General features: G+C 43.7%; 23 protein-coding genes and 1 tRNA gene. 23 read left to right on the top strand and 1 reads right to left on the bottom strand.

Going from position 1 to position 22,665, the window contains the following annotated elements; genetic code table 11:
• The first annotated feature begins 116 nt into the window (after positions 1–116).
• Positions 117–641 carry a DUF3427 domain-containing protein gene (locus I2503_RS05475; protein ID WP_196967306.1) on the top strand — a complete coding sequence of 175 codons (525 nt, stop codon included), beginning with the start codon at positions 117–119 and terminating at the stop codon, positions 639–641.
• A gap of 12 nt (positions 642–653) precedes the next feature.
• Here the strand turns inward: I2503_RS05475 and I2503_RS05470 are convergent, their stop codons facing one another.
• Entirely contained in the window at positions 654–1,061 is a 408-nt protein-coding gene (locus I2503_RS05470) for a (deoxy)nucleoside triphosphate pyrophosphohydrolase (RefSeq protein WP_196967305.1), read from the bottom strand.
• A 582-nt stretch (positions 1,062–1,643) separates the two neighbouring features.
• Here I2503_RS05470 and I2503_RS05465 point away from each other — a divergent pair.
• The 22 genes from I2503_RS05465 to I2503_RS05360 all read left to right on the top strand — a co-directional run bounded on the left by I2503_RS05465 (position 1,644) and on the right by I2503_RS05360 (position 22,393).
• Positions 1,644–2,345 (top strand): hypothetical protein, encoded by a 702-nt coding sequence (locus I2503_RS05465; protein WP_196967304.1) that lies wholly within the window; start codon positions 1,644–1,646, stop codon positions 2,343–2,345.
• A gap of 201 nt (positions 2,346–2,546) precedes the next feature.
• Positions 2,547–2,681, top strand: a complete 135-nt coding sequence (gene rpmH, locus I2503_RS05460) for a 50S ribosomal protein L34 (RefSeq protein WP_002885866.1) — start codon at positions 2,547–2,549, stop codon at positions 2,679–2,681.
• Positions 2,682–2,895: 214 nt separating this feature from the next.
• A complete protein-coding gene (locus I2503_RS05455) occupies positions 2,896–3,678 on the top strand; it encodes a TatD family hydrolase (protein ID WP_196967303.1) in 783 nt (260 codons plus the stop codon).
• Positions 3,675–4,241, top strand: coding sequence for a ribonuclease M5 (gene rnmV / locus I2503_RS05450; protein WP_196967302.1), 567 nt, complete (start codon positions 3,675–3,677; stop codon positions 4,239–4,241). The genes I2503_RS05455 and rnmV overlap by 4 nt, the downstream gene beginning before the upstream one ends.
• Before the next feature lie 135 nt (positions 4,242–4,376).
• Positions 4,377–5,066: a histidine phosphatase family protein gene (locus I2503_RS05445; protein WP_196967301.1), complete on the top strand. Its 690-nt coding sequence runs from the start codon at positions 4,377–4,379 to the stop codon at positions 5,064–5,066.
• Between the two features lie 184 nt (positions 5,067–5,250).
• A complete protein-coding gene (hrcA, locus tag I2503_RS05440; protein ID WP_196967300.1) occupies positions 5,251–6,285 on the top strand; it encodes a heat-inducible transcriptional repressor HrcA in 1,035 nt (344 codons plus the stop codon).
• 11 nt (positions 6,286–6,296) lie between these two features.
• Positions 6,297–6,803, top strand: coding sequence for a nucleotide exchange factor GrpE (gene grpE / locus I2503_RS05435; RefSeq protein ID WP_196967299.1), 507 nt, complete (start codon positions 6,297–6,299; stop codon positions 6,801–6,803).
• A gap of 206 nt (positions 6,804–7,009) precedes the next feature.
• Positions 7,010–8,827 carry a molecular chaperone DnaK gene (dnaK, locus tag I2503_RS05430; protein WP_196967298.1) on the top strand — a complete coding sequence of 606 codons (1,818 nt, stop codon included), beginning with the start codon at positions 7,010–7,012 and terminating at the stop codon, positions 8,825–8,827.
• An 86-nt stretch (positions 8,828–8,913) separates the two neighbouring features.
• On the top strand, positions 8,914–10,044 hold the full coding sequence (gene dnaJ / locus I2503_RS05425; RefSeq protein ID WP_196967297.1) for a molecular chaperone DnaJ: 1,131 nt from the start codon (positions 8,914–8,916) through the stop codon (positions 10,042–10,044).
• A 554-nt stretch (positions 10,045–10,598) separates the two neighbouring features.
• On the top strand, positions 10,599–11,372 hold the full coding sequence (gene truA / locus I2503_RS05420) for a tRNA pseudouridine(38-40) synthase TruA (RefSeq protein WP_196967296.1): 774 nt from the start codon (positions 10,599–10,601) through the stop codon (positions 11,370–11,372).
• A complete protein-coding gene (locus I2503_RS05415; protein WP_196967295.1) occupies positions 11,344–12,102 on the top strand; it encodes a bifunctional hydroxymethylpyrimidine kinase/phosphomethylpyrimidine kinase in 759 nt (252 codons plus the stop codon). The genes truA and I2503_RS05415 overlap by 29 nt, the downstream gene beginning before the upstream one ends.
• Positions 12,089–12,550: an ECF transporter S component gene (locus I2503_RS05410; protein ID WP_196967294.1), complete on the top strand. Its 462-nt coding sequence runs from the start codon at positions 12,089–12,091 to the stop codon at positions 12,548–12,550. Before I2503_RS05415 ends, I2503_RS05410 begins: the two co-directional genes overlap by 14 nt.
• A complete protein-coding gene (locus tag I2503_RS05405; protein ID WP_196967293.1) occupies positions 12,543–13,109 on the top strand; it encodes a TIGR01440 family protein in 567 nt (188 codons plus the stop codon). Before I2503_RS05410 ends, I2503_RS05405 begins: the two co-directional genes overlap by 8 nt.
• 79 nt (positions 13,110–13,188) lie before the next feature.
• Positions 13,189–14,472, top strand: a complete 1,284-nt coding sequence (tig, locus tag I2503_RS05400; RefSeq protein WP_196967292.1) for a trigger factor — start codon at positions 13,189–13,191, stop codon at positions 14,470–14,472.
• Positions 14,473–14,835: 363 nt separating this feature from the next.
• The gene (gene rpoE / locus I2503_RS05395; protein ID WP_196092095.1) at positions 14,836–15,408 is read left to right on the top strand and encodes a DNA-directed RNA polymerase subunit delta; all 573 of its coding nucleotides are present in this window, start codon (positions 14,836–14,838) and stop codon (positions 15,406–15,408) included.
• A gap of 179 nt (positions 15,409–15,587) precedes the next feature.
• Complete coding sequence (locus I2503_RS05390; protein ID WP_196967291.1) at positions 15,588–17,195, top strand: CTP synthase; 1,608 nt, start codon at positions 15,588–15,590, stop codon at positions 17,193–17,195.
• A 38-nt stretch (positions 17,196–17,233) separates the two neighbouring features.
• Positions 17,234–17,833, top strand: a complete 600-nt coding sequence (locus tag I2503_RS05385; protein ID WP_196092097.1) for a flavin reductase family protein — start codon at positions 17,234–17,236, stop codon at positions 17,831–17,833.
• A gap of 171 nt (positions 17,834–18,004) precedes the next feature.
• A complete protein-coding gene (locus tag I2503_RS05380; protein ID WP_196967290.1) occupies positions 18,005–19,063 on the top strand; it encodes a PTS sugar transporter subunit IIC in 1,059 nt (352 codons plus the stop codon).
• 13 nt (positions 19,064–19,076) lie between these two features.
• On the top strand, positions 19,077–20,114 hold the full coding sequence (locus I2503_RS05375) for a branched-chain amino acid aminotransferase (RefSeq protein WP_196967289.1): 1,038 nt from the start codon (positions 19,077–19,079) through the stop codon (positions 20,112–20,114).
• A gap of 61 nt (positions 20,115–20,175) precedes the next feature.
• Positions 20,176–20,261, top strand: a tRNA-Leu gene (locus I2503_RS05370).
• A gap of 130 nt (positions 20,262–20,391) precedes the next feature.
• A complete protein-coding gene (locus tag I2503_RS05365) occupies positions 20,392–21,273 on the top strand; it encodes a class II fructose-bisphosphate aldolase (RefSeq protein ID WP_196091011.1) in 882 nt (293 codons plus the stop codon).
• Between the two features lie 475 nt (positions 21,274–21,748).
• Complete coding sequence (locus I2503_RS05360) at positions 21,749–22,393, top strand: hypothetical protein (protein ID WP_196967288.1); 645 nt, start codon at positions 21,749–21,751, stop codon at positions 22,391–22,393.
• Positions 22,394–22,665 lie beyond the last annotated feature (272 nt).

Here is a 22,665-nt window from a genome sequence, read left to right as displayed (position 1 = left end):
GGGGAAATCCTTTTTTGTCTAGTCGAATGTTTCACCCAATGGGTGAAAAGCAGAACCTTCCAGAAACCCTGTGATCAATACGGTTTCTGGAAGGTTTTTAAGTTAGGTATGAATAATTGGGGTTTATAGATGTTTTGCAAGTTGTGCTTGAGAAGAGCACTAGCTATCCTGACCTGTTAACGATTGGTCAACGTTATACACGCAGGGATGCTCTCAAGTTCTTGAATTTTGAAAAAGACAATACACCACAAAATATTGGTGGTTATGTGATCGATGATTATTCGAATTCGTGTCCAATCTTTGTTACCTATCATAAAGATGACGATATAAGTGATACTATAAAATATGAAGATGAATTTCTAAGTGAGAGTACAATGAGGTGGTATTCAAAAAACAATCGGAGCTTTAAGTCACGTGATGTAAGTAAGATTTTAAACTCTGATGAAAATGACTTACGTTTGGAAATGTTTGTTAAAAAGGACGATTCGGAAAAAGGAGAATTTTATTATTTGGGTCCGGTTCGGGTCATACCAGGTTCAGCTAAGGAAGTTCAGAGGGAAAATGGAAAACTTGTTTCTATGATCTTCGAATTAGTAAATTCGGTTGAACCCTCTTTGTATCGGTATATTACAGAAAAATAAAAGAAGTGGATCCTAAAGGTGATCCACTTCTTTTATTGCAAGTAGCTCTGCAGCTGGAATATCAACAGGAGCCCAATCAAGGGTTGAGAGTTGCTCAGGCGTTAGCCATACTGATTGTTGATGCTCTAATAGATCTAAATTACCTGATAGCAATCTGGATAGATATGTTTTCATGCGAACTGTTCCGAATTCATAATCATAGCTTGCTTCGTTAATGAAGCTCACCACTTGGATTTCGGAGGCAAATTCTTCTTTGATTTCACGGATAAGAGCTTGCTCAGGATTTTCTCCTAATTCAATCTTCCCACCAGGAAATTCCCAGTATCCGGCGAGACTTTTTCCCTCGGGGCGCTGAGCACAGAATATTTTGCCGTCTTTGACAATGGCGGCAGCAACTACATCAATGATTTTCTCTGACATACATTCTCCTCCTGCTAAATTCTTACCACATTTACTGATGGAAGTCGGGTTATATTGGGGGATTATTTTTTGAATAAAATCTTCACTTTCGAAACCGATAAATCTTTCCTTTTTCTAAATTAATTTGTTAAAATGGAAGGGTAGCGAAGTTCATTCGGTGACTCCTTTTACTTTAGAAAGGATGTGATGCCTATGCGGATACGGATTACGCAGGCTAGCATTTCTTACCCTAAAAGAAAGGAGACGTTCATGTCAGTGCTCGAATTGATAGAGCTCTTGTACAAACTTGTCATGACGGCAAATGTTTTGTACAATTTCTACTCTATCAAAAAACGAGGTAAACACAACAAAAAACGTTAACCGAAAACTTTGACGAAGCGAAGGTTAACGCTTTTTTTGTTAATCTACTGAGTCACCGTCTTAAACGGCGCTACTTGGTGGTCGTCTGACCACCTCTTATAACACTATAATAGCACTTTGAAGATAGAATGCAAGTAAAAAGGGAAAGAAGAAATAGCTTTTCCCTTTTTTGGAATAAGGGTCAAAGAGTCATCGAAGCTGAGTGAGTAAGGAGGTTCGCAAATGAAACCACAGGTAGCCTATCGAATTGAGTTGAGTGAGCTTGAGAAGAGAATAACGAAATATTTACGCAGAGTTAATCAAAATGATTCGCTTGAATTAGTGGCCAAGAAAATCGACGATATGGGGGAGGTTATGGATCGACTTCACGATTTAAGGAGTCGAGTGAAGAATGATGAGTTTGATGGATTTAAGGAAAGTGCACGTAAACGCCTAGATTTGGATATTCGAAAGAACTTGGTTCTGGCTGGATATTTACGTATGAATAAAGGTGCTGGGGACATGGATTTTATTAAATCACTGATAAAGATAGATGTGGGGCTTGCCGAACATTACTTGTTCGCAGAGTCGTTTGACTTTGGTGTCAGGGCGAAACATTCTGAAAAGCAAATCTCTACAAAAGACTTTAATCGTTTTGACTTTATCACGGATGAGTTTTTTTCGCTTTTTCATGTTTTATTGCGATTCTATCAAGGGGGAAATGTGGATTTAGAGGATTTGAAAGAAGTTCTTTTTGTATATAACGGGATGTCTCTTTGTTTTTTACGTGATTATGGATTAATGAAGAACTTGGATTCAGAGGAGCAAGATGAATTTGAGTTTATAGAGTTTTCTACAGCTAAGAAATATATCCATGAAAAAAGGGGAGGATTTCTTGATTTAATTGGAGGTAGACTCGAGGATCTCCTGCAGAAATACTTGTGAGATTTGTATTCTTAACGTTTACATTCCTGATTTAAAGCAAAATCATTCTTAAAACTGTGGTTTTTATCGCTACAAGTTTTTTTCCTGCTCGATTCCCTTGACAACCCGTCAATTTTCCTTTAAAATAGCAAGGTATGTTTAGTAACTGATCAAAACTAGCCGGCTAAACAAATACAAAGAATCTAAGAGGAGGTACACATCGTGAAACGTACTTATCAACCAAGTAAAATTCGTCGTCAACGTAAACACGGTTTCCGTCACCGTATGTCTACTAAGAACGGTCGTCGTGTGCTTGCAGCACGTCGTCGTAAAGGACGTAAAGTTCTTTCAGCTTAATGATTGAAAAATCAGTAGAAACTCGAGTCTACTGATTTTTGGGAGCAAGACTGGAATCTTTGATTCCTTAGTTTTGCCCCCGCACAGTTGATTCGAAATCGTCAAAACGATAGAGTGAATGAGGATTTTAATCAACTACTGCGAAATAGTACTTAAAGCAAAATAAGAGAGGCGGTTGGTAGGACTGTCTCTTTTTTGATAGAGAGTTAGACTTATGAACATTTTTGATACACATACTCACCTAAATTTGAAGCAGTTTGCGGGTCGGTTGGAGGAGGAGCTTGAGCTGGCGCGTGAGTTGGGTGTGGTCTGGCACAATGTGGTGGGCTTTGATCGGGAATCGATTGAGGCAGCCTTGGTTTTAGCAGAGGCTGATGACTCCATTTACTTGACCTTGGGTTGGCATCCGACGGAAGCGGGAAGCTATGATGACCAGGTAGAAGACTATCTACGTGAGGTTCTGGGGTATCCGAAAGTGGTGGCTCTGGGCGAGATTGGGCTGGATTATCATTGGATGACGGCTCCCAAAGAGGTGCAAGAGGAAGTCTTCCGGCGGCAGATTCGTTTAGCTAAGGAGTTGGATTTGCCGGTGGTCATCCATACACGGGATGCATTGGATGACACCTACGCCATTTTAGCGGATGAAGGACTTCCTGCTCGTGGTGGGATTATGCATTCTTATTCCGGTTCTTTGGAGATGGCGGAAAAATTTATGAAATTAGGGATGTGGATCTCTTTTTCAGGTGTGGTCACCTTTAAAAAAGCGCTAGAGATTCAAGAGGCAGCGGCAAATCTGCCCCTAGATCGGATTTTGTTAGAGACAGATGCTCCTTTCCTAGCCCCAGTACCCTATCGAGGGAAGGAAAATCGGACGGCCTATACCCGCTATGTAGCGGAGAAGGTGGCAGACTTGCGGGGGATCAGTCTGGAAGAGTTGGTAGTAGCGACTTCTGCTAATGCATGGCAAGTTTTCGGACTGGATGGTGAGCATCGATGAAGCCCGTAATTGGTCCAGTGGTTGTGGTAGAAGGTCGCGATGATACAGCGAATCTTAAGCGTTTTTTTCATGTAGATACCTATGAAACCCGTGGTTCTGCTCTGTCTCGAGAGGATATTGAGCGGATTGCTCGTTTGCAGGAACAGCGGGGGGTGATTGTTTTTACGGATCCGGATTACCAAGGGGAGCGGATTCGCAAGATGATTAGTCAGGCCGTACCAGAAGTCGGGCAAGCTTTCCTTAAGCGAGGGGAGGCGGTTCCTAAGTCTAAAACGGCTGGCCGGTCTTTAGGAATTGAACATGCGGATTTTGAAGCTTTGAAAGAAGCCTTAGATGCGGCTTTTACAGGGCGCTCTCCAGACAAGCAGGAGTTGATTTCTCAAGCAGATTTGATGCGTCTAGGTCTCTTGGGTGGGACAGATAGTCGGAAACGGCGGGAGTATATCGGTGAAGTTTTACGAATTGGCTACTCCAATGGCAAGCAGCTGCCTAAGCGTTTGGCCATGTTTGGAATTTCCTTGGAAGTTTTGGAAAAAGCACTAGAAGGTTTTGATACTCATTGAATTTCAAAATCTGACTTTGTCAAGCCTCTTTGATGAACTTTAGTTCAATCTTCATCGGCTTTCCTCGTCATTTTTTTGAAATTCTGTGAGTATTCTGATTTTGAAATTAGTTAAGTATGAATAGGAGGAAGATAGATGGCAACAGATTTGTATTTAGTAAGACATGGTCGGACCATGTTTAACACGATTCACCGTGCACAGGGGTGGAGTGATACTCCTTTGACAACACAGGGGCAGGCTGGGATTCGAGAATTGGGAATTGGCCTTCGAGAAAAAGGGATTTCCTTTCATAGAGCAGTGTCATCAGATCTTGGTCGAACCATCATGACCATGGATATTATCTTAACAGAACTAGGTCTGAAAGGAGAAATTCCTTACAACTATGATCCACGCGTTCGTGAGTGGTCGTTTGGTTCCAATGATGGGGTTTATGATGGTGATCTTTTCTTTGGTTTGCTTCCTCGTTTAGCGGGTGTGGAGAATTTAGAGGAGATGTCCTATGAGGATATGGCTAAGGCGATTTACCAGGCAGATACAGCCGGCTGGGCTGAAACCTGGGAGGTTCTTCGCGATCGCCTCTTGGCTGGGATCACAGATTTAGCGGAAAAAATGGAGAAGGCTGGTGGCGGGAATGCGATTGTGGTTAGCCACGGTATGAGTATTGGAACCATCCTGTATCTATTAGCAGGTCAGCGCTTTGTGGCTTTGGACAATGGTTCAGTCACACGACTTCGTTATGAAAATGGCCAGTTTACAGTTATGGAAGTAGGGGATCTGTCCTACCGGGAAACGGGTCGCGCTTATTTAGAGAAAAATCGGTCTTGAGACTGATAGAGTCAGAAAAGCCTGTTATATCAGGCTTTTTTGAGGTTGCAACCCGAAATTAGCACTCTTTTGGAAAGAGTGCTAATTTTTTGAGCAAAAGTTCTTGACAGGGAGAATCCGTGCTGTATAATAGAATCATAAGTTAGCACTTGGATGGTTTGAGTGCTAATCCAATGGAGGGAGCATGGTTACAGAAAGACAAGAGACCATCCTAAGGATGATCATTGAACTGTTTACAGAGACCCATGAGCCAGTAGGTTCCAAGCGGTTGCAGGAGGGGGTTGCTTCTTCTAGTGCAACTATTCGGAATGACATGGCGGCTTTGGAAAAGTTGGGCTTGTTAGAAAAGTCCCATACTTCCAGTGGTCGTAAACCAAGTATTGCGGGTTATCAATATTATGTTGAAAACTCCATGGCCTTGACCACCCTTCCCCCAGAGGAAGTTTTTCAAATTCTCAAAGCCTTTGATGATGAGTTCTTTCAATTGAAGGATATTTTCCAAAGAGGAGCCGACCTCTTGTCAGAGATGACAGGGTTAACCGCTTTTGTACTGGACGTCGAGCCTAGTCATCAAAGGTTGACAGCATTTGATTTAGTCGTTCTAGGGTCGCACACAGCCTTGGTTGTTATGACCCTAGATGATTCCAGAATCCTGACCAAGGAGCTGGTGATTCCCCGGAATTTTCTGGTGGAGCACCTCTACCAGCTCAGGGACATGGTTCGGGATCGCTTGTTGGGAGAGTCAGTGCTTTCGATTCACTACAAGATTCGCACGGAAATTCCGCAAGTGGTCCAACGCTATTTCCTTTCGCCTGATAATGTAGCTGCTTTAATTGAACATATCTTCTCGGAACTTTTCGCAGAAGAAGTGGTGATATCAGGCCAGGAGCACCTGCTGCAGGAAGTGGGGCTGGAAACTTATCGCTTTTTCACCCATGAACAACAGCTGGCACTTGAGCTACGTGAAGGTTGGTCGGAGAATCAGGAGCAGTTGATTCGAATTGCGGATTCCTCCAGTCAACTGTTAGCTGATTTGAGTCTCATGAGCAAGCGCTTCTTAATCCCTTATCGAGGCTATGGACTTCTAAGTCTGGTGGGGCCAGTGAATAGCGATTACCAACGTTTGCTTAGTCTAATTGAAGCTGTCAGCCGCGTCATGACGATGAAGCTGACGGATTTCTACCGCTACCTCAGTAGCAACCATTATGAAGTGCATTAAGGAGGATTCTTGTGTCTGAAGAAATCAAAGAAGAACTTGAACAAGAAATGGAAGAAGTAACAGAAGAAACGGCTGAGCCATCTGAACTCGAATTGGCCCAAGCCAAGATTGACGAACTTGAAAACAAACACCTGCGGGCTGTGGCCGAGATGCAAAACATCCAACGCCGCGGACAAGAAGAACGCCAATTATTGCAAAAATACCGCAGCCAAGACCTAGGGAAAGCGATTCTACCTTCCCTAGACAACCTTGAACGCGCCTTGGCCGTTGAAGGCTTGACTGACGATGTGAAAAAAGGCTTGGAAATGGTTCAAGAAAGCCTCATCCACGCCTTGAAAGAAGAAGGAATCGAAGAAATTGACGCCTCTGGCGACTTTGATCCCAACTTCCACATGGCCATTCAAACCCAACCAGCCGACGAAGACCACCCAGCGGACACGATCGCTCAAGTCTTCCAAAAAGGCTATAAATTGCATGACCGTATTTTACGTCCAGCAATGGTCGTTGTCTATGCATAAGAAACTTAGTCTTATGGGGCTTGGGTCTAAATGAAGTGAACACGCCCTAAGCTCTATGGAAAAAAGATAGATTTCCTTGTGTTTGAGCAACACAGCGTCAATCTCCTATTTTTCCTTTGAGCTTTTAACGGGCTTTGTATCCTATGTGACCGAAATGTCATTAAACTAGTAACGATAGAGAAGAAAAAACAAAAGAGGTAATACATATGTCTAAAATTATTGGTATTGACTTAGGTACAACAAACTCAGCAGTAGCAGTTCTTGAAGGAACTGAGCCAAAAATCATCGCAAACCCAGAAGGAAACCGTACAACTCCATCTGTTGTTTCCTTCAAAAACGGTGAAATCATCGTTGGTGATGCCGCAAAACGCCAAGCGGTAACCAACCCAGATACCATCATTTCCATTAAATCCAAAATGGGAACTTCTGAAAAAGTTTCTGCAAACGGAAAAGACTACACCCCACAAGAAATCTCAGCTATGATCCTTCAATACTTGAAAGGTTATGCGGAAGAGTATCTTGGTGAAAAAGTAACCAAAGCCGTTATCACTGTTCCAGCTTACTTTAACGATGCTCAACGTCAAGCAACAAAAGATGCAGGTAAAATTGCAGGTCTTGAAGTAGAACGTATCGTCAATGAGCCAACTGCAGCTGCGCTTGCATACGGTTTGGATAAAACAGACAAAGAAGAAAAAATCCTTGTCTTTGACCTTGGTGGAGGTACCTTCGACGTATCCATCCTTGAATTGGGTGACGGTGTCTTCGATGTATTGTCAACAGCCGGAGATAACAAACTTGGTGGTGACGATTTCGACCAGAAGATTATCGACCACATGGTTGAAGAATTCAAGAAAGAAAACGGCATTGACTTGAGCCAAGATAAAATGGCCTTGCAACGATTGAAAGATGCAGCTGAAAAAGCTAAGAAAGATCTTTCAGGTGTGACTTCTACTCAAATCAGCTTGCCATTTATCACAGCTGGAGAAGCAGGACCGCTTCACTTGGAAATGACTTTGACTCGTGCGAAATTTGATGACTTGACACGTGACTTGGTAGAACGTACCAAAGAACCCGTTCGTCGTGCCCTTTCAGATGCAGGTCTATCTCTTTCTGAAATCGATGAAGTGATCCTTGTTGGTGGATCTACACGTATCCCAGCAGTTGTGGAAGCTGTTAAGGCTGAAACTGGTAAAGAACCAAACAAATCTGTTAACCCTGACGAAGTTGTAGCGATGGGTGCTGCGATCCAAGGTGGTGTGATCACTGGTGACGTGAAAGACGTTGTTCTTCTTGATGTTACTCCATTGTCACTTGGTATCGAAACCATGGGTGGTGTCTTCACAACCTTGATTGAACGCAACACAACAATCCCAACTTCTAAATCACAAGTCTTCTCAACTGCAGCAGACAATCAACCAGCCGTAGATATCCATGTTCTTCAAGGGGAACGCCCAATGGCAGCGGATAACAAAACGCTTGGACGTTTCCAATTGACAGATATCCCTGCAGCACCTCGTGGTATCCCTCAAATCGAAGTGACCTTCGACATCGATAAAAACGGTATCGTTTCTGTTAAAGCGAAAGACCTTGGTACTCAAAAAGAGCAAACCATTGTGATCCAGTCTAACTCAGGCTTGACTGATGAAGAAATCGATCGCATGATGAAAGACGCAGAAGCTAACGCAGAAGCAGACAAGAAACGGAAAGAAGAAGTTGACCTCCGCAATGAAGTTGACCAAGCCATTTTCGCAACTGAAAAAACCTTGAAAGACACAGAAGGTCAATTTGAAGCAGAGCGTGCGGAAGCACAAACTGCTTTGGACGAATTGAAAGCAGCACAAGAAGCCAACAATTTGGACGACATGAAAGCGAAATTGGAAGCTCTCAACGAAAAAGCTCAGGCCCTAGCAGTAAAATTGTATGAGCAAGCAGCAGCTGCTCAACAAGCCCAAGCAGGAGCTGAAGGCGCAACAAACGCAGCCCAAGGCGACGACGTTGTAGACGGTGAATTTACTGAAAAGTAAGATAGCGAGGCTGTTACTGAAACAGAGGTTGTTTGCCCAACCTCTGTTTTTGGCTAGGGTCAGCAAGTTAGTGAGAGGTAAGGAAATTGAACAATACAGAATTTTATGAGCGTCTAGGGGTCTCCAAATCTGCTTCTCAGGATGAGATCAAAAAGGCTTATCGGAAGTTGTCTAAAAAGTACCACCCAGATATTAATAAAGAGGATGGGGCGGAACAAAAATATAAGGACATCCAGGAAGCTTATGAGACTCTAGGAGATGAGCAAAAACGGGCTTCGTATGACCAATTTGGAGCAGCGGGTGCTAATGGGGGCTTCGGTGGAGGTCAAGGATTCTCTGGTTTCGATGGTGCAGGCTTTGGTGGCTTTGAAGATATTTTTTCAAGCTTCTTTGGTGGCGGCATGGGCGGTGGTAGCCGTAATCCGAATGCACCACGCCAGGGGAATGATCTTCAATACCGTGTGAAATTGACCTTTGAGGAAGCTGTTTTTGGCGTTACCAAGGAAATCAAGTATAATCGGGAGTCTTCCTGTCATACTTGTGATGGGTCTGGTGCTAAACCAGGTACAAGTCCTGTGAAATGTAGCCGCTGTGGAGGAGCTGGTGTTATCAACGTGGATACCCAAACTCCGCTTGGCATGATGCGTCGTCAGGTAACTTGTGATGTCTGTCATGGAAGTGGACAAGAAATTAAGGACCCATGTACTACCTGCCATGGAACTGGTCGTGAAAATCAAGCCCATACGGTTGAGGTTCGTGTACCAGCTGGTGTCGAAACCGATCAACAAATCCGTTTATCAGGACAAGGTGAAGCGGGCTATAATGGTGGACCATATGGAGACCTCTTTGTAGTTATCCAAGTTGCGGCTTCTGACAAATTTGAACGAGATGGAACAACAATCCACTACAGTCTGCATCTAAACTTTGTGCAGGCAGCTTTGGGGGATACCGTTGATGTCCCAACCGTTCATGGCGATGTTGAACTAACCATTCCAGAAGGAACCCAAGCCGGTAAACGATTCCGCCTCCGTGGAAAAGGTGCGCCAAGCCTCCGTGGCGGAGCCCAAGGAGACCAATATGTCACCATCGTTGTTGACACCCCAACTGATCTCAACGACAACCAACGCAAAGCCCTAATGGACTTTGCCAACGCCGGTGACCTCAAAGTCAAACCGAAGAAAAAGAACTTCTTTGAAAAAATGTTTGATGCAGACTAGATTCCTTCAAAGAAGGAATCTAGTCTGTAAGGAGCCTAAAAAAAGGTCCGTTGTGACCATTTTTAAGGCGACAAAAAGAGCGAACGCAGTTCGCAACCTATAATACTCGAAACAGTTCGAAATCTGAAACGAATTTTAATCCAGGAATTGGATTAAAATTTATAGGTAATGAAGCAAGCGTCGCTTGCCATCAATCCGATGAAGACAGTTCAACAGGTCTGGGAGACCTGTTGAATCTTATCAATAAAGCGTGCAAAGCACGCAATCAATACGTTCGGCGAAGAGGATTAACACATTCAGATTTTGAAATGTAATGAGTATAAGATTCCTTCAAAGAAGGAATCTAGTCTGTAAGGAGCCTAAAAAAAGGTCCGTTGTGACCATTTTTAAGGCGACAAAAAGAGCGAACGCAGTTCGCAACCAATAAGATTTCTTCGGAGAACTCATCTAGTCTGATAAAAAACGATTGAGGCTGGGGCTTGAACCCAGCCTCTTTTTTTTCGCTCTCTGTTCTCTGCCTTGTTCTGTCAAGGCTTTCCTGTTAAAATAGGGACATGGAAAAATACAGATACAAGGCTGTGATTGCTTATGATGGCAAGGATTTTGCTGGTTTTCAGCGTCAACCTCAGGCACGGACGGTGCAGGAGGAATTGGAAAAGACCTTGACGCGGTTGGCTAGTGGGCAAGAGGTTCAGGTCCACGGGGCGGGGCGTACGGATTCTGGTGTCCATGCTTTTGGTCAAGTGGTGCATTTTGATTTACCGGGGAAGCGGGATGTGGAAAAATTGCGTTTTGCGCTGGATACCCAGAGTGCAGAGGATATTTCCGTTCGGTTGGTGGAGTTGATGTCAGACGATTTCCATGCTCGTTATTGGCCTCATCACAAAACCTATGAGTTCTTGGTAGACTACGGTCGGCCCAAGAATCCCCTCATGCGCTATCAAGCAACGCCTTTCCCTTACCCATTGGATTTCGAAAAAATGAGAGAAGCGATGCAATTCCTTAAAGGGACGCATGATTTCACGGGGTTCACGGCGTCAGGGACATCTGTAGAAAACAAGGTTCGGACGATCACAGCTGTGAATTTGCAAGTTAATGAAGCGCAGCATTTGCTTCGCTTTACCTTCTCGGGAAATGGTTTTCTCTATAAGCAGATTCGCAATATGGTCGGCACCTTGCTCAAGATTGGTAATGGCCGCATGCCGGTGGAGCAGGTCTCTCTGATTCTGGAGAAACGGGATCGCCAGCTGGCTGGCCCAACTGCAGCCCCTCAGGGCCTTTATCTCAAGGAGATTCATTATGACCAAGATCCTAACCATAGCCGGTAGCGATATCTTTTCAGGTGGCGGTCTGCAAGCGGATTTAGCCACGATTACCCAGCTTGGAGCCAAGGGCTTCGCGGCTGTAACGTGTGTAACGGCGATAGTTGAAGATGAATTTCAAGTTCAGCCTCTGACACCACTTCAGTTGGGGCAGCAATTGACCAGTCTGGATGCTGTTCCGTTCGAAGCCATAAAAATTGGTCTCCTTCCAAGTCCTGAGCACGCCGATGTGGTCTATCATTGGCTCAAAAATAGGTCGCAGGTCCCCATTGTTTTTGATCCTGTTTTGGTTTTAAAAGAAAAGAAGGACCAAGTGCTGGGACAATGGGCTAGTATTTTTCAAAAAATAGCGGCCCTTAGCCAGGTCATGACTCCCAATCTTCGGGAAGCAGAGTTGCTGTTGGGGAGGGATTTGATTGACCAGGCTGACCTGCAAGCAGGGGGCGAGGAATTAGCCCGTCAGTTCGGGACGGCTGTCTATCTAAAAGCGGGGTCTCGTTTACCTGGCGCTGTGGCACTGGATTTTGTTTGGACCGGGGAGTCTGGTTTTTACTTGGAAGTCCCTCAGGCCCAAGGGACGATGAATGGGAGTGGGTGTGTCCTAGCTTCAAGTCTGGCAACTTATTTGGGGCTAGGTCAGGATATGGTTCAAGCCAGTCACCTAGCCAAGCAGTTTGTGACGGCAGCGATAGCGGCTGCCGATGAATGGGGGATTAGTCCGTATGCAGTCAACTAATGTAAAATACTGGAGTCAAATAGCTGTTTTTATCGCAGTCACAGTTGTTTTAGGCTATCTCAAGTTGCCCACTGCTACGGGCTTTGTCTCCTTGTTAGATGTGGGAGTTTATACAGCTGCCTTTTATTTGGGTGGTCGTCAAGGAGCCGTAGTTGGTGGTTTGGGAGGTTTTCTCTTAGACCTCTTACTGGGCTATCCCCAGTGGAGTCTGTTTAGTCTCCTAGCTCACGGAGGACAAGGTCGTTTGGCGCAGGGGCTGATTCCATCTCGCTGGTTGTCGGGCTTGCTATCAAGTCTCTTTATGGTAACTGTCTATGCTGGAGCCTCTAGTCTGATGTATAGCCCAGCTGCAGCTTTACCGGAAATGATTCCTAACTTTATCCAGAGTTTTTTGGGTTTTCTGCTAGCCCAAATCTTGGTCAAACTTTTAAGGAGGAGCCATGTCTGATTTGGAAGAACTAAAAGTTGATGTAGTAGCCTTGGCGCAAGAACTTGTAGAGCGGGCTCAGACGCCTGCGGATTCTATTTTTGTTCTGGGTTTGTCAACCAGTGAGGTGGTTGGAGGTTTTATCGGTCGCAATTCCAGTTTGGAGGTTGGCCGTGGTCTGGTTTCGGCCCTCTACCATTTTCTAAAAGAGCAGAGGATCTTCCTAGCTGTTCAAGGTTGTGAGCATGTGAATCGTGCTTTAGTTGTGGAACGTTCCGTGGCTTTAACTCGGGGCTGGGAGATTGTTCAAGTGATTCCCACTCCCCATGCTGGTGGTAGTGGACAAGTGGCGGCTATGCAAATTTTCGAGGATCCCGTAGTTGTGGAATTTATTACTGCTGATCTAGGCTTAGATATTGGGGATACCGCAATTGGGATGCATGTGAAGCATGTTCAAGTGCCTGTCCGTCTCGCCAAACGTGAACTGGGAGGGGCCCATGTCACAGCTCTTGCCAGTCGTCCGAAATTGATTGGCGGAGCTCGAGCTGAGTATGCCCCAGACCCGATTCGGAAATTTTAGAAAGCCCTCTAAAATCATTGAAGTTAACCCTTACTTGTGATAAAATAATACAGATTAAAGATTTTAAGGAGTAGACTACATGTCTGTGAAATTTGAAAACAAAGAAACAAACCGTGGATTGCTTACATTCACAATCGCTCAAGATGTGATTAAGCCTGAGTTAGACCGTACTTTTAACCGTGTGAAAGGTTCATTGAACGTTCCAGGTTTCCGTAAAGGTCACCTTCCACGTGCCGTTTTCAACCAACGTTTTGGTGAAGAAGCTCTTTACCAAGATACCTTGAATGCCCTTCTACCAGCAGCTTATGAAGCAGCTGTTAAGGAAGCAGGAGTTGAGGTTGTTGCACAACCTGAATTTGACATTGTTTCAATGGAAAAAGGTCAAGATTGGACTATTTCTGCAGCAGTTGTTACAAAACCTGAAGTAAAATTGGGTGACTACAAAAACCTAGAAGTATCGGTTGAAGCGGATAAAGAAGTATCTGCAGAAGAAGTGGATGCACGTATCGAGCGTGAGCGCAACAATTTGGCAGAATTGGTGATCAAAGAAGATGCGGCTGTTGAAGGTGATACAGTTGTGATTGACTTTGTAGGTTCTGTTGACGGTGTTGAATTTGACGGCGGCAAAGGTGAAAACTACCCACTTGAACTTGGTAGCGGATCCTTCATCCCAGGCTTCGAAGACCAATTGGTTGGTGCAAAACCAGGTGAAACTGTGACTGTTGAAGTAACCTTCCCAGAAGATTACCAAGCAGCAGACTTGGCTGGTAAAGCTGCGAAATTTGAAACAACTGTTCATGAAGTTAAAGGGAAAGAAGTACCTGCCCTTGACGACGAGCTTGCAAAAGACATCGACGAAGAAGTTGAAACTCTTGCTGAATTGAAAGAAAAATACAGCAAAGAAATGGCAGCAGCCAAAGAAGAAGCTTACAAAGAAGCTGTTGAAACAGCAGCTATCGAAAAAGCTGTAGAAAACGCTGAAATTGTTGACCTTCCATCAGAAATGGTTCATGAAGAAGTACACCGTTCAATGAATGAATTCCTTGGAAATATGAAACGTCAAGGAATCTCACCAGAAATGTACTTCCAAATCACTGGTACAACCGAAGACGACCTGCACAAACAATACGAAGCAGAGGCAGAAAGCCGTACGAAAACAAACCTTGTTATCGAAGCTATTGCTAAGGCAGAAGGATTCGATGCAAGCGACGATGAAATCAACAAAGAAATCGAAGACTTGGCAGCAGCTTACAGCATGGAAGCAGACCAAGTACGCAACCTTCTTTCAACAGACATGTTGAAACACGACATCACTGTTAAAAAAGCTGTTGAATTGATCACTTCAACAGCAAAAGTGAAATAGGGAGCGAGACAGAACTAAATGTTTAAAAATTTAGTTCGTTACAAATCTTTCTTTCAAATTGTAAGCTGAAATGGTTTCTCCCCAAACCGTTTCACTCTCACCCCGCAAAGTTGATTAGGTTATCTTCGGAGTCAAATGACGAACAAAGATACCAATCAACGACTACGTTTGAGTACTTAAACAAATGAACGAAGATACCAATCAACCACTGCGTTTGAGTACTTAAACAAATTAAAATAAAGGATGCGAAATAATTTTCCACATCCTGAAAAGGGACTGGCCTGGTGTCCAGCCTCTTTTCTTTTTTGACGAATCTTCAAAAATAGCGTACAATAAAGAGAATGACAAAAAAGGAGAACGACTTTGGAATTAGAAGTATTTGCTGGACAGGAAAAAAGTGAACTTTCCATGATCGAAGTGGCGCGTGCCATCTTAGAAGGTCGTGGACGCGATCATGAAATGTACTTTAGTGACCTAGTCAATGAAATTCAAGAGTATTTGGAGAAAAGCAATAGCGAGATTCGCGAAGCTCTTCCTCTTTTTTACACCGAACTAAACGTCGACGGTAGTTTTATCTCCCTTGGTGATAACAAGTGGGGCCTTCGTTCTTGGTACGCTGTGGATGAAGTTGACGAAGAAATCATTGCCTTGGAAGAAAATGACGATGAAGAAGCACCAAAACAACGTAAGAAAAAACGTGTCAATGCCTTTATTGCCAGTGACAGTGATACCATCGACTACAGCGATGATGATCCAGAAGACGAGGATAACTTTGCGCAAGATGAGGATTCTATGAGCTATGATGAGAATCCAGATGATGAGAAGAACGAAGCAGAAGCTTACGATGCTGAAATCAACGAAATCGCACCAGAAGAATTGGGTGATGATGTTGAAGTGGATGAAACAGATGATGAGGATGACGATTCAGAGGACTAATCCTCCCTTTCTGTTTGCATTCTTTTCCAAAACCATGCGTCCTGCTTAGGTTCCATTTTTAAAAAGGAATCTTGTTAAGTGTGAGGTAAGGGGAGTGGAAGACGACCGACCAATGATTTGTTGTTCCGTCTCCCTCCCTATTTTGATTTTGAAGTTATCTAGAATATGAAGGAGTAATCATGACAACAAAGTACATTTTTGTAACAGGTGGGGTTGTTAGCTCGATCGGAAAAGGGATTGTAGCTGCTAGTTTAGGCCGACTTTTGAAAAACCGTGGACTTAAAGTAACCATCCAAAAATTTGACCCTTATATCAATATTGACCCAGGTACCATGAGTCCCTACCAACACGGGGAAGTTTTTGTGACCGACGATGGTGCAGAGACGGACTTGGATTTGGGTCACTATGAGCGTTTTATTGATATTAACCTGAACAAGTATTCCAACGTAACTACTGGTAAAATTTATAGTGAAGTCCTTCGTAAAGAACGTCGGGGTGAGTATTTGGGAGCGACTGTACAGGTTATCCCTCATATCACAGATGCTTTGAAGGAGAAAATCAAACGGGCCGCTTTGACCACAGATTCTGATGTGATTATTACAGAAGTCGGAGGAACTGTAGGAGACATTGAGAGCTTGCCTTTCCTTGAGGCCCTTCGTCAAATGAAGGCTGACGTTGGCTCAGACAATGTGATGTATATCCACACAACCCTTCTTCCTTATTTAAAAGCAGCAGGGGAAATGAAAACCAAGCCAACACAACATTCGGTTAAAGAATTGCGTGGTTTGGGGATCCAACCGAACATGTTGGTGATCCGTACAGAAGAGCCGGTTGGTCAAGGAATCAAGAATAAACTAGCTCAGTTCTGTGATGTACAGCCAGAAGCGGTTATTGAATCTTTGGATGTTGAACACCTTTATCAAATTCCACTCAACCTTCAAGCCCAAAATATGGATCAAATTGTTTGTGACCACTTGAAGATTGACGCGCCTGCAGCGGATATGACCGAATGGTCCGCTATGGTTGATAAGGTTATGAACTTGAAGAAACAGGTGAAAATCGCCCTTGTGGGGAAATACGTTGAGCTTCAAGATGCCTATATCTCTGTTGTAGAAGCGCTTAAGCATGCCGGTTATTCAAATGATGCAGAAGTGAAAATCGACTGGATCAACGCCAACGATGTGACCGCTGAGAATGTGGAAGAGCTTTTGTCCGCAGCAGACGGTATCATTGTTCCTGGTGGCTTTGGTCAGCGTGGTACGGAAGGTAAAATTCAAGCGATTCGCTATGCGCGTGAAAACGATGTCCCAATGCTTGGGGTTTGCTTGGGTATGCAGTTGACCTGTGTGGAATATGCCCGTCACGTATTGAATATGGCTGACGCCAACTCTGCAGAACTAAATTCAGAAACCAAGTACCCAGTTATCGATTTGATGCGTGATCAGGTAGACGTTGAAGATATGGGGGGAACCCTTCGTCTCGGCCTCTATCCAGCCAAATTGAAACCTGGAAGCAAGGCTGCAGCAGCCTACGACAATCAAGAAGTGGTGCAACGCCGTCACCGTCACCGCTATGAGTTTAACAATACCTATCGCAAAGAATTTGAAGATGCTGGTTTTGTCTTTTCTGGTGTTTCCCCAGACAACCGTCTAGCTGAGATTGTTGAATTGCCAGATAAGAAATTCTTTGTGGCTTGCCAATACCACCCAGAACTCTCTAGCCGTCCAAACCGTCCAGATGGTCTCTATAAAGACTTTGTGACGGCTGCGGTTGAAAATGCAAAATAGAAAAATACTAAAAATAAAAATCATAGAGGAAGAACTGGTTGGATACAGCCAGTTCTTTCCACATTGGAGATAAAAATATGATTCGGGAAGTTCCCCTAGAAAAAGCACACCGTATTTTAGCCCTGTCGTCTGTAACCTTTGTGTCCAGTGCGACTGCTACTGATAAAAATATTATGCCGGCGGGTTGGGTAGGAACCGTTGACACAGATATTTTAAGTCTGGTTATGGATTCTGAAAATTATACCCGAAAGGTTATGGAAGAAAGTGGCTACTTTGTATTACAAATTCCACGCGCATCCCAAGCTGATTTAATTGTTGAACTTGCCAAAAGTCGTCATGTTCATGAAGAGAAGGTAGATCAGTTGTCTTTCTTTGATCCAAGTGGAAAAGGATATCCCTTATTGGAAGACTGTCTGGCCTGGGTTGTCTGTGAAATTATTCCTGAGGAGCGCAATCAAACAGTTTATGACCTCTTTTTAGGGCGAATTGTAGCCGCTTGGGCTGATGATTCCGTTTTTCATGATGGACGCTGGCACTTGGATCAGGTCGAACCAGAAAATCGCCCAGTTCACTACGTAGCAGGCGGACAATTTTACCAGACCGGAAGTGGTTTTCAATTAAGAGATCCCTTTAAGTAAATAAAGCATGTCTGAGGTTGGGAGGCGAATCCTGACCTCTTTTAAGTATTTCTGGACCTTGATTTTTAATTTTTTTGGAAAAATTTTCAAAAAACTCTTGCCAATTTTCTGGAATTTAACTAAAATAAATAAAAAATATTCAGAATTCTCTGAAATGTGTAGGAGGTCTTTATGACAGAATCGAAACAACCTATGACTGGCTGGGCATTTGTCAATGCCGTATTAACGGGTACAGCCTTGGCTGTTATCGTGGCTCTCATTCCCAATGCCGTTCTTAGTGAAATTTTCAAATATTTAATTGGCAATGGTTGGACCGCTCTGGAACCGCTAGCAACAGCTGCCCGTGTTTTCCAGTATGGCTTGCCTTTAATGGCAGGTGTTTTGATTGCCTTACAATTTCAGATGAACCCCATGCAGGCGGTAACCGTGGGTGGCGCAGCTTTTCTTGGCTCTGGAGCTTGGCGGGTAGTGCCGGTTGATGGTGTTGCTACTACCCAGTTGGTGGGTGTTGGGGATATGCTGAATACCATGCTGACTGCAGCAGTTGCTGTCTTGTTCATTCGGGTGCTTAGGGATCGTTTGGGTTCCTTAACGCTGATTCTCCTTCCGATCCTGGTGGGCCTAGGAGCCGGTTTTGTAGGTGTTTTGACGCTTCCCTATGTGAGTGCAGTTACCCAAGCAGCCGGTCAATTGGTCAATGGTTTTACTGAGTTGGCACCTTTGCCAATGAGTATCTTGATTGGCATGTCCTTTGCCCTCTTTATCGTCTCTCCACTTTCGACTGTAGCCCTTTCTTTGGCTATTGGTCTGGATGGAGTGGCAGCTGGCGCCTCTGCCATGGGGGTTGCCGCTACAACAGCAGTCCTAGTTGTTTCCTCTTGGAAAGTCAATCGTCCTGGTGTTACCCTGGCGATTGCTCTTGGCTCCATGAAGATGATGATGCCCAACTTCTTCCGTCGCCCAATCATGGCCGTCGCCTTTTTGGCCAATGCGGTGGTTAGCGCCATCCCGGTTGCCCTCTTGAATGTAACTGGAACCCCCGCATCCGGTGGTTTTGGACTTGTTGGCCTTATCGGTCCTATCGCATCCTTACCAAGCCTTGGTTTGCCGATGATGCTTGTGGTTTGGATTGTGGTTCCTTTTGCAAGTGCCTATGCACTTCACTGGCTATTTACAAAGGTATTGAAATTGTACTCACCTGAAATCTTTAAATTTGAAGTAACACGTTAGTGGGAGAGAGAATATGACAAAATTAACACCAGAAACAATGGATTGGGATAATCTTGGCTTCGCCTATATCGATACGGGAAAACGCTATCGCGCTTATTATAAAGATGGTGCCTGGTCTGAAGGTGGAATTGAAACGGATAAAATGGTGACCATCAGTGAAGCTTCTAATGTATTGCATTACGGCCAAACTTGCTTCGAAGGGTTAAAGGCCTATCGCACCAAAGATGGGTCCATCCAACTCTTTCGTCCCGATCAAAATGCCAAGCGATTGAACCGCTCAGCTGAGAAGGTCCTTATGCCGGCATTTCCAGAAGACAGATTTGTTCAAGCGGTCCACCAGGTTGTGGCAGCCAACTCAGACTGGGTACCCCCTTACGGCAAGGGAGCTTCCCTTTACATTCGCCCTGTCATGTTCGGGGTTGGTGATGGTATTGGGGTTGCTCCGGCTAGCGAGTATATCTTTTCTATCTTTGTTATGCCAGTGGGAGCTTATTTCAAGGGTGGTTTGCAACCGGGGAACTTTGTGATTAGTGATTATGACCGTGCTGCTCCTCGGGGAACCGGATCTCAAAAAGTAGCCGGAAACTATGCAGCTAGTCTTCAACCAGGAAAATTAGCCAAAGAAGCTGGCTATACGGATGCCATTTACTTAGATCCAGAAACCCATTCCAAGATTGAAGAGGTAGGAGCCGCTAACTTCTTTGGAATTACAGCTGACAATCATCTTCTCACCCCTCAATCACCTTCTATCTTGCCCTCAATCACCAAATACTCTATCCTTTACTTGGCGGAGCATCGTTTCGGAATGACCGTGGAAGAAGGAGACGTATACGTTAATCGCTTGGATCAGTTTGTTGAGGCTGGAGCTTGTGGTACAGCAGCGGTTATCACTCCGATCGGAAGTATTACGGCCGGGGAAACAGTCTATCGCTTTACGGAAGGGGACCAAGCAGGCCCAAAAGTATCTGCCCTTTATGATGAGTTGGTTGGGATACAATATGGGGATCGTCCGGCACCAGAAGGCTGGATTCAAAAAGTAGAAATTTCCTAAATTTTTTTCAAAAAACAATTGACAAGCTATCTCCAGACTGGTATACTAATTAAGTATTCAAGCGGGGATGGCGGAATTGGCAGACGCGCAGGACTAAGGATCCTGTGACCGCTTTAGGTCGTGAGGGTTCAAGTCCCTCTCTCCGCAAAGTAGCTAACCGAAAGGTTAGCTTTTTTTCATTGCAAAATACGAATAGGGCTAGAATTTTGGCAGTAAACGTGATAAAATAAACAATGTATTGGGAATTTCCCCAAAAAAATTAGAGGAGGCCGTTTACATGGCAATCGTTTCAGCAGAAAAATTTGTTCAAGCAGCTCGCGATAATGGTTACGCAGTTGGTGGTTTTAATACAAACAACCTTGAGTGGACTCAAGCTATCTTGCGTGCAGCGGAAGCAAAACAAGCTCCAGTGTTGATCCAAACATCAATGGGAGCAGCAAAATACATGGGTGGTTACAAATTGGCTAAAAACATGATTGAAAATCTTGTTGAGTCAATGGGAATCACTGTTCCAGTTGCAATCCACCTTGACCATGGTCACTACGAAGACGTTCTTGAGTGTATCGAAGTTGGTTACACTTCTGTAATGTTCGACGGTTCACACCTTCCAATCGAAGAAAACCTTGAAAAAGCTCGTGAAGTTGTTAAATTGGCTCACGCTAAAGGGATCTCTGTAGAGGCAGAAGTTGGAACTATCGGTGGTGAGGAAGATGGTATCATCGGTAAAGGTGAATTGGCACCAATCGAAGATGCTAAAGCTATGGTTGAAACTGGTATCGACTTCTTGGCAGCTGGTATCGGTAACATCCACGGTCCATACCCAGAAAACTGGGAAGGTCTTGCATTGGATCACCTAGAAAAATTGGCAGAAGCTGTTCCAGGTTTCCCAATCGTTCTTCACGGTGGTTCAGGTATTCCTGATGATCAAGTTGTTGCAGCTATCAAACTTGGTGTTGCAAAAATCAACGTGAACACTGAATCTCAAATCGCCTTCTCAAATGCTACTCGTGAATTTGCACGTAACTATGATGCAAACGAAGCTGAGTACGATAAGAAAAAACTCTTCGACCCACGTAAATTCTTGGCAGACGGTATTAAAGCTGTTCAAGGTGCAGTTGAAGATCGTATCGACGTATTTGGTTCAGCTAACAAAGCTTAATCGAATCATGAAGGGACTTGCTCTTAGGAGCAGGTCTTTTCTTTTTATTCGAAAAACAGGCGGATAAAATTCTGAATACTTATTAATTTCGACAGTTGTCAAAAACCAGCATGCAATCAAGAAACATGCTGGTTTTTACTTTTTATTTCAGCTTTCGCCAGTTTTGATAAGAATCCCAAATATCATAGAAAAGACAGAAGCTGACGAGGGTGTTGAGGAGGATTTGGGGAGAGAGGTGTGTAAGGCGGCTTAGAAAGAAACTGAAGTAGATCATTAAGCGCAAGGCTAGAAAGAGTTTGTACTGGTATTTTTTCATAGTCCTCTCCGTTCCGATTTTTTTTGTTTTAGAATAACTTTTTTCGCTAAAAAAAGCGAATGAAAAGGTAACCAAAGATAATGATTGTGAAAGGAGGTCTAAAAACTCGATTCTTTGGTTTGAAGTTAGAGATGTTTGGCGATGATAGGAGGATAGATAATGAAAACAGTTCGGAATTTTTTCGTTTCAGTATCATTAATGTCGGTTTTGCTTGGTTCTATTACCCCTTCAACAGTTGCAGCAGGTGAGGCGATAGGAGTTACTACTGGAGCTGAGGTTGAAAATGTAAGTGAACTTAAAACTGAGGAAGACCTATTGAGGGAGGTACAATCAATTTACAAAAACATGATAAAATATGACTCCTTAAAAGAAAAATTTATTGTCGATGATTTGATTGTGGCTGATTTTTATCAAAATGATACAGTAAGCATTCAAGGAGTTTATCTCTTAAAAGATAGTTTAAATGATGAGTTAATAAACACTCCATCACTTGATAAGGAGGACATATTAAACCAAAAGATTGATGAAATGACTTTTATCATTAATGGTGGTGATGAATCAGAATTGATTACAAATAGTGTTCGAAGTAAGAGAGCGGATTTTTCATGGATACAACGATGTATTAAAGAAGCATGGGGGGTAACAATATCACTAGGTAGTTTGAAAGGAGTGGTTAATTTATTCAAGGCTGGTAAGTTTGAAGCAGCAGCAGCTAAACTAGCTGCTACAACTGCTGGAAGAATTGTTGGTGTTGCTGCATTAGTTGCATTTTTAGCGACTTGTGGTGCAGAGACAGTTTCCTAAATACTAGTTTGACTGGAACATAGTATTAACCCCGAATTATTCATACCTAACTTAAAAACCTTCCAGAAACCGTATTGATCACAGGGTTTCTGGAAGGTTCTGCTTTTCACCCATTGGGTGAAACATTCGACTAGACAAAAAAGGATTTCCCCTTTATGATATAAGTGCATAAAAAATATAAAAAGAAAGGAAATCCACATGTTCAGTCTAACAAATAATAATGCTAAAAACAAGAATTTTTCTTTTGAGGGAGGAAATCTTACGAATTATGG

This window comes from Streptococcus sp. NLN64 (genome assembly GCF_015831295.1).
GTDB lineage: Bacteria > Bacillota > Bacilli > Lactobacillales > Streptococcaceae > Streptococcus.
Note: the sequence above shows the minus strand (reverse complement) of the source record. Positions and strands in the feature narration are given on the sequence as shown.

Coding starts and splice junctions, on each gene's coding strand:
- I2503_RS05405 (WP_196967293.1), top strand. CDS start 12,543: ATGTCTGATTTGGAAGAACTAAAAGTTGATGTAGTAGCCTTGGCGCAA.
- I2503_RS05410 (WP_196967294.1), top strand. CDS start 12,089: ATGCAGTCAACTAATGTAAAATACTGGAGTCAAATAGCTGTTTTTATC.
- tig (WP_196967292.1), top strand. CDS start 13,189: ATGTCTGTGAAATTTGAAAACAAAGAAACAAACCGTGGATTGCTTACA.
- I2503_RS05375 (WP_196967289.1), top strand. CDS start 19,077: ATGACAAAATTAACACCAGAAACAATGGATTGGGATAATCTTGGCTTC.
- I2503_RS05390 (WP_196967291.1), top strand. CDS start 15,588: ATGACAACAAAGTACATTTTTGTAACAGGTGGGGTTGTTAGCTCGATC.
- truA (WP_196967296.1), top strand. CDS start 10,599: ATGGAAAAATACAGATACAAGGCTGTGATTGCTTATGATGGCAAGGAT.
- dnaK (WP_196967298.1), top strand. CDS start 7,010: ATGTCTAAAATTATTGGTATTGACTTAGGTACAACAAACTCAGCAGTA.
- I2503_RS05465 (WP_196967304.1), top strand. CDS start 1,644: ATGAAACCACAGGTAGCCTATCGAATTGAGTTGAGTGAGCTTGAGAAG.
- I2503_RS05445 (WP_196967301.1), top strand. CDS start 4,377: ATGGCAACAGATTTGTATTTAGTAAGACATGGTCGGACCATGTTTAAC.
- I2503_RS05365 (WP_196091011.1), top strand. CDS start 20,392: ATGGCAATCGTTTCAGCAGAAAAATTTGTTCAAGCAGCTCGCGATAAT.
- rnmV (WP_196967302.1), top strand. CDS start 3,675: ATGAAGCCCGTAATTGGTCCAGTGGTTGTGGTAGAAGGTCGCGATGAT.
- I2503_RS05360 (WP_196967288.1), top strand. CDS start 21,749: ATGAAAACAGTTCGGAATTTTTTCGTTTCAGTATCATTAATGTCGGTT.
- hrcA (WP_196967300.1), top strand. CDS start 5,251: ATGGTTACAGAAAGACAAGAGACCATCCTAAGGATGATCATTGAACTG.
- I2503_RS05455 (WP_196967303.1), top strand. CDS start 2,896: ATGAACATTTTTGATACACATACTCACCTAAATTTGAAGCAGTTTGCG.
- I2503_RS05415 (WP_196967295.1), top strand. CDS start 11,344: ATGACCAAGATCCTAACCATAGCCGGTAGCGATATCTTTTCAGGTGGC.
- I2503_RS05380 (WP_196967290.1), top strand. CDS start 18,005: ATGACAGAATCGAAACAACCTATGACTGGCTGGGCATTTGTCAATGCC.
- I2503_RS05470 (WP_196967305.1), bottom strand. CDS start 1,061: ATGTCAGAGAAAATCATTGATGTAGTTGCTGCCGCCATTGTCAAAGAC.